General features: G+C 69.4%; 5 protein-coding genes (1 of these 5 cut by a window edge). 3 read left to right on the forward strand and 2 right to left on the reverse strand.

Going from position 1 to position 4,912, the window contains the following annotated elements; all coding sequences use genetic code 11:
• Nucleotides 1-59: 59 nt before the first annotated feature.
• A complete protein-coding gene (locus OC490_RS41690) occupies nt 60-1,271 on the forward strand; it encodes a sulfate adenylyltransferase subunit 1 (protein ID WP_262063265.1) in 1,212 nt (403 codons plus the stop codon).
• A 229-nt stretch (nt 1,272-1,500) separates the two neighbouring features.
• Complete coding sequence (locus OC490_RS41695) at nt 1,501-1,956, forward strand: ATP-binding protein (protein ID WP_262063266.1); 456 nt, start codon at nt 1,501-1,503, stop codon at nt 1,954-1,956.
• 23 nt (nt 1,957-1,979) lie between these two features.
• Here the strand turns inward: OC490_RS41695 and argF are convergent, their stop codons facing one another.
• A complete protein-coding gene (gene argF, locus OC490_RS41700; protein WP_262063267.1) occupies nt 1,980-2,987 on the reverse strand; it encodes an ornithine carbamoyltransferase in 1,008 nt (335 codons plus the stop codon).
• 88 nt (nt 2,988-3,075) lie between these two features.
• Nucleotides 3,076-4,299: an arginine deiminase gene (locus OC490_RS41705; RefSeq protein ID WP_201055709.1), complete on the reverse strand. Its 1,224-nt coding sequence runs from the start codon at nt 4,297-4,299 to the stop codon at nt 3,076-3,078.
• A gap of 160 nt (nt 4,300-4,459) precedes the next feature.
• Between OC490_RS41705 and OC490_RS41710 the strand changes: the two genes are divergently transcribed.
• Nucleotides 4,460-4,912, forward strand: the 5' end (the start) of a protein-coding gene (locus OC490_RS41710; RefSeq protein WP_262063268.1) for an SPFH domain-containing protein. Its footprint extends 633 nt past the window's final position; only the first 453 of its 1,086 coding nucleotides appear in the window; its start codon is at nt 4,460-4,462; the stop codon falls past the right edge of the window.

The following is a 4,912-nucleotide window of genomic DNA, read 5'->3' on the forward strand; positions in this document are numbered from 1 at the left end:
GACGACAAGCTGTCCGAGGCCGCGATGGAAGACCGCAAGCGCGAGGGGTACTTCTGACCATGAGCACGACCACCATCGACACGCTGCGGTTCGCGACGGCCGGTTCGGTCGACGACGGCAAGTCCACGCTCGTAGGACGGCTGTTGCACGACTCCAAGTCGGTCCTCACCGACCAACTCGAAGCCGTACAAAGGGTGTCGGCCGACCGCGGCCAGGACGCGCCCGACCTCGCACTGCTCACCGACGGCCTGCGCGCCGAGCGCGAGCAGGGCATCACCATCGACGTGGCGTACCGCTACTTCGCCACGCCCCGAAGGCGGTTCATCCTCGCCGACACCCCGGGACATGTGCAGTACACCCGCAACATGGTGACGGGTGCCTCCACCGCCGAGCTGGCGATCGTCCTGGTCGACGCGCGCAACGGTGTCGTGGAACAGACCGTGCGGCATGCCGCCGTGGCCGCGCTGTTGCGGGTGCCGCATGTGGTGCTGGCCGTCAACAAGATGGATCTCGTCGGGTACGAGCAGGCGGTGTTCGAGCGGATCGTCGAGGAATTCGCGTGCCACGCGGCCGAGTTGGGGCTGCCGTCCTTCGCGCCGATCCCGGTCTCGGCGCTCGTCGGCGACAACGTGGTGGACCGTTCGGCGCACATGGACTGGTACGAGGGCCCGGCGCTGCTGGAGTTCCTGGAGAACGTCCCGGTGGGCGCCGACCCGTCGGACGCGCCGGCCCGCTTCCCCGTGCAGTATGTGATCCGGGACGGTGAAGTCCGCTGGTACGCGGGGCAGTTGGTGTCCGGTTCGCTGCGGGTCGGCGACCGCGTGACGGTTCATCCGTCCGGTGAGGCCTCCGAGATCGCCGGGATCTCCGTGCTCGGCACCGAGGCCGGGGCGGCGTACGCGCCCCAGTCGGTGAGTCTGCGTCTCGCCGACCAGCGGGACGTGTCGCGCGGCGACATGATCACGGCCGGGGTCGACGCGCCCGTGCTCACCCAGGACGTCCGGGCCGCCGTCTGTCATCTGGCCGACCGGCCGCTGCGGGTCGGCGACCGGGTGCTGCTGCGGCACACGACGCGGACGGTGAAGGCACTCGTCAAGGACCTCGGCGGCGCCACCGCGCTGCTCGCGAACGACCTGGGCCGGATCACCCTGCGCACCGCCGAGCCGCTCGCGCTCGACGACTACGCGGTCTCCCGCCGCACGGGCGCGTTCCTGGTGATCGACCCGGCGGACGGCGCCACGCTCACGGCGGGCATGGCCGACCTGGGCTGATCCCCTCTCGCCGACAACGCCCTCGGGCCCCGTTTCGAACGGGGCCCGAGGGCGTTCTTGTCACGAGATGTCAATAGCGCGGTAACAAGGGGAGCTGTCGTGCGAGAGAGGGCGTTGAACCGGGTATGCCGCTCGGTACCGGGACGAAGGTCCCGTACGGCGCCCGCCGAGAGACCCTGACAAAGGGCGCCGTACCATTCATATAGTTGAAAGCAGGACAGCCTGCTCCATGAACGGACCCGCCTTGCAAGAACGCCCCTCCGCCTCCGCCTCCTGGCGCATCGCACTGCCGCACACCGCCGCGGCCGTGCCGGTGGCCCGCGCACTGGTCCGTACGGCTCTGTCCGAGGTCCAGCACACGGCCGACAGCGACACCGCGGAGCTGCTGACGGCGGAGCTGGTCGCGAACGCGGTGGAGCACACCGCCGGTGACGCCCCCATAGAGCTCGTGGTCGAGCTGCTGCCCTCCGGCTGCCGGGTCGAGGTGCACGACCCCGACCCGGAACCGCCCGCGACCCTGACCAAGCCCGCCGAGGAGGAGCCCGACCCCTGGCAGGAGCACGGGCGCGGCCTGCTGCTGATCCGCGCGCTCAGCTCGTCGTGCGGCCACCGCCCCACCGAGTCGGGCAAGGCGGTGTGGTTCCGGCTGCCCGTCGTACCGGCCCAGTGGCGTCCGGCGGGATAGCCGGCGGGCGTTTCAAGGACTGATCAGGCCAGGGTCGCCACCAGGATCGCCTTGATCGTGTGCAGCCGGTTCTCCGCCTGGTCGAAGACGACCGAGTAGGCCGACTCGAAGACCTCGTCCGTGACCTCCAGCGAGTCCAGGCCGTGGGTCTCGTATATCTCGCGGCCGACCTTGGTGCCGAGGTCGTGGAAGGCCGGCAGACAGTGCAGGAACTTGACGTCCGGATTGCCGGTGGCCCGCAGGACGTCCATGGTCACGGCGTACGGCGCGAGGGCCGCGATCCGCTCGTCCCAGACCTGCTTGGGCTCGCCCATGGAGACCCACACGTCGGTGACGACGAAATCGGCGCCCGCGACACCGTCCTCGACCCCCTCGGTGAGCGTGATGCGCGCACCGCTCCGCTCGGCGAGCGCGCGGGCGGCCGTGACGATCTCCTCCGCGGGCCAGTACGACTTCGGGGCGACGATCCGTACGTCCATGCCGAGCAGCGCGCCGGTGACCAGGTAGGAGTTGCCCATGTTGAAGCGGGCGTCGCCGAGGTAGGCGAAGGCGATCTCCTTCACCGGCCTGTCGCTGTGCTCGGTCATGGTGAGCACGTCGGCGAGCATCTGGGTGGGGTGCCAGTCGTCGGTGAGCCCGTTGTAGACCGGCACGCCCGCGTACGCGCCCAGTTCTTCCACGGCATCCTGGCTGTCCCCGCGATACTCGATGGCGTCGAACATCCGGCCGAGCACCCGCGCGGTGTCCTTCACGGACTCCTTGTGCCCGATCTGCGAGCCCGACGGGTCGAGGTAGGTCGTCGAGGCGCCCTGGTCGGCCGCGGCGACCTCGAACGCGCAGCGGGTGCGCGTCGAGGTCTTCTCGAAGATCAGCGCGATGTTCTTCCCCGACAGGTACCGCGTCTCGCCCCCGGCCTTCTTGGCGGCCTTCAGCTCGGCGGCCAGCTCGATCAGGCCGCGGAATTCTTCCTCGGAGAAGTCCAGCTCCTTGAGGAAGTGGCGGCCGGCGAGGGCGGTCGGGACTGTCGCCATGGGGGCGCTCCAACGGTGCAGGTACAAGGACTTTTGGAATTCTATACGACTCCTAGCATTTCTATACGGCGACCCGTCCCCGGTCCGGCTACACGGCGTCCCGCTCGACCGGGCAGCTCATGCAGCGCGGTCCGCCCCGGCCCCGGCCCAGTTCGCTGCCCGGGATCTCGATCACCTCGATGCCCTGCTTGCGCAGAAACGTGTTGGTGGTGGCGTTTCTCTCATAGGCGACGACGACGCCCGGCTCGACGGCGAGGACGTTGCAGCCGTCGTCCCACTGCTCGCGTGCGGCAGCGTGCACGTCCTGGGTGGCGGTCAGGACACGGATCCCGTCCAGCCCGAGGGCGGCGGCGATCGCACGGTGCATGTGCTCCGGCGGATGGTCGGTGACCTTCAACTCCTTGTCGCCGACGCCCGGTTCGATGGTGTACGACCGCAGCATGCCGAGTCCGGCGTACTGGGTGAAGGTGTCGCCGTCGACCATCGTCATCACCGTGTCGAGGTGCATGAAGGCGCGCTGCTTGGGGATGTCGAGCGCCACGATCGTCCGTGCCGAGCCCTCGGCGAACAGCTTGTGCGCGAGCATCTCGACGGCCTGCGGGGTGGTGCGCTCGCTCATGCCGATGAGCACCGCGCCGTTGCCGATGACGAGTACGTCCCCGCCCTCGATGGTGGACGGGTAGTCGGCCTGCCCCTCGGACCAGACGTGGAACTTCTCGGTGCGGAAGAGCGGGTGGTGCCGGTAGATCGCCTCGAAGTGGACGGTCTCGCGCTGCCGGGCCGGCCAGCGCATGGCGTTGACGGAGACGCCGTCGTAGATCCAGGCGGACGTGTCGCGGGTGAAGAGGTGGTTGGGGAGGGGGGCGAGGAGGAAGTCGTCGAGGTCCATGACGTGGAAGCGGACGGAGGTCGGCTCCGCGTGGGCCTCCAGGAACTCGCGCTTGGTCATGCCGCCGACCAGCGCCTCGGCCAGTTCGGGGGCGGGCAGCGCCTCGAAGGCGGCACGGAGGTGGTCGGTGGCGAGGGGGCCGTACTCCTTCTCGTCGAAGACCCGGTCCAGGACCAGCGACCGGGCCGCCGGGATCGCCAGGGCCTCGGCGAGCAGGTCGCCGAACAGGTGGACCGCGACGCCGCGGTCGCGCAGCACGTCCGCGAAGCCGTCGTGTTCGGCGCGCGCCCGGCGCACCCAGAGCACGTCGTCGAAGAGGAGGGCGTCCTTGTTGCTGGGGGTGAGCCTTTTGAGCTCAAGATCCGGCCGGTGCAGGATGACGCGGCGCAGCCGCCCGGTCTCGGAGTCGACATGGAGTGCCATGTCTCCATCCTGACCATCTCCGACCGAGTTCACCCCCTACTTGTCATACCGCCACTTGTTCTCGTCCTCTTGACGACAAGTACGCCGGGCGATTATCGTCTTACTGACGAGATCGATGCGGGATCTCACGGGATCTTCTGACCGGATCTGAGGGACTCTGATGGCCGACATCACCCGGCGCCTGGGCTGGCGCCACCTGCGCGGGGCTCCGACGGCGCACATCCGCCACCACCGCTCGGGCAAGTTGCTGCACGACGGGCCCGGACTCAGCTTCTGGTTCCGCGCGTTGACCGCCGCACTCTCCGAAGTGCCGGTCGACGACCGGGAGTTGGCCATGACCTTCCATGCCCGTACGTCCGACTTCCAGGACGTGGCGGTCCAGGCGACCGTCACCTACCGCATCAGCGACCCGGCCCTCGCCTCCGCACGGCTCGACTTCTCGGTCGACCCGGACACCGGCGTGTGGCGAGGCGCGCCCCTTGAGCAGTTGGGCACCCTCCTCACCGAGACGGCCCAGCAGCACGCGCTGGCCGTGCTCGCCCGGACAACTCTCTCGTCCGCGCTGGTCGACGGGGTGACGGCGGTACGGGAGCGGATCGCGGCGGGGCTCGGC

Origin of the sequence: Streptomyces sp. STR69, from assembly GCF_024519455.1 — a bacterium.
Lineage (GTDB): Bacteria > Actinomycetota > Actinomycetes > Streptomycetales > Streptomycetaceae > Streptomyces.